Source organism: Myxococcus llanfairpwllgwyngyllgogerychwyrndrobwllllantysiliogogogochensis (assembly GCF_006636215.1).
Taxonomy (GTDB): Bacteria; Myxococcota; Myxococcia; order Myxococcales; family Myxococcaceae; genus Myxococcus; species Myxococcus llanfairpwllgwyngyllgogerychwyrndrobwllllantysiliogogogochensis.
Window position 1 is genome coordinate 1 of record NZ_VIFM01000539.1, and the last position, 1,264, is coordinate 1,264.

Below are 1,264 nucleotides of genomic sequence, written 5' to 3' on the forward strand. Positions count from 1 at the left end.
TGTTCCAGGTGATGTTCAGCTTCCAGAACACCCCGCGCCAGGACCTGTCGATGCCGGGGTTGCAGTCCACCTATCTGCTGGTGGACCCGGGCTCGGCCAAGTTCGACCTGCTGCTGGAGCTGCGCGAAGACCGGCCGGACGAAATCTTCGGCTGGCTCGAATACAACACCGACCTGTTCGACGTCGCGACCATCCAGCGGATGCGCGGGCACTTCTACTCGCTGCTCGGCGCGGTGGCGGAGAACCCGGACACGCGGCTGTCCGAGCTGCCCCTGCTCACCCAGGAGGAGCAGCTCCAACTGCTCTCCGACTTCCAGGGCCAGCAGGACGACTTCCCGCGCGACGTGTGCCTGCATTCACTCATCGAAGCCCAGGCTCGCCGCACCCCCGACGCGGAGGCCCTTCGCTTCGAAGACTCTGCTCTTTCCTACGCGCAGCTCGACGCACGCTCCAACCAGCTCGCGTGGCACCTGCGCTCCCTTGGCGCTCACCCGGGTTCTCTCGTCGGCGTCTGCCTGGAGCGCTCGCTCGACCTCGTCGTCGCGCTGCTCGCCGTCCTCAAGTCCGGCGCCGCCTACGTTCCCCTGGACCCCGCATATCCCCGCGAGCGCCTCGCCGGCATGCTCGACGATGCCCAGGCCCCCGTGCTCCTCACTCACGAGCACCTGAAGGCCGTCCTCCCCCAGCACGACTCTCGCGTGCTCTGCCTCGATTCACAGTGGGACGACGTCGCAGTCCACTCCCGAGACTCGCTGCCGCTCCTTGCCGGGCCCGACGCTCCCGCCTACGTCATCTTCACCTCCGGCTCCACGGGCCGCCCCAAGGGCGCCATCAACGCCCACTCGGGCATCGTCAACCGCCTGCTGTGGATGCAGCAGCAGTACGGCCTTTCCCCTGACGACACCGTCCTTCAGAAGACGCCCTTCTCCTTCGATGTCTCCGTCTGGGAGTTCTTCTGGCCCCTCATGACGGGCGCGCGTCTCGTCCTCGCGAAGCCCGGCGGTCACCAGGACCCCGCCTACCTCGTTCGCCTCATCTCCGAGCAGCGCGTCTCCACGCTCCACTTCGTCCCCTCCATGCTCCGCGCCTTCCTGGAGGAGCCGGGTGTCGAGAAGCTCTCCGGACTTCGTCGCGTCGTGTGCAGTGGTGAGGCCCTCCCCGCCGAGCTCGTCCGCCGCGCGCACGCCCTCCTTCCCGCCTCCGCCGAGGTCCACAACCTCTACGGCCCCACCGAGGCCGCCGTCGACGTCTCCTTCTGGCACTG

At 68.0% G+C, this 1,264-nt stretch carries 1 protein-coding gene; it reads left to right on the forward strand.

Annotation, left to right across the window (positions count from 1 at the left end):
• A partial coding sequence (locus FJV41_RS49165; protein WP_141649512.1) for a non-ribosomal peptide synthetase occupies positions 1-1,264 on the forward strand: 1,264 nt, incomplete at both ends.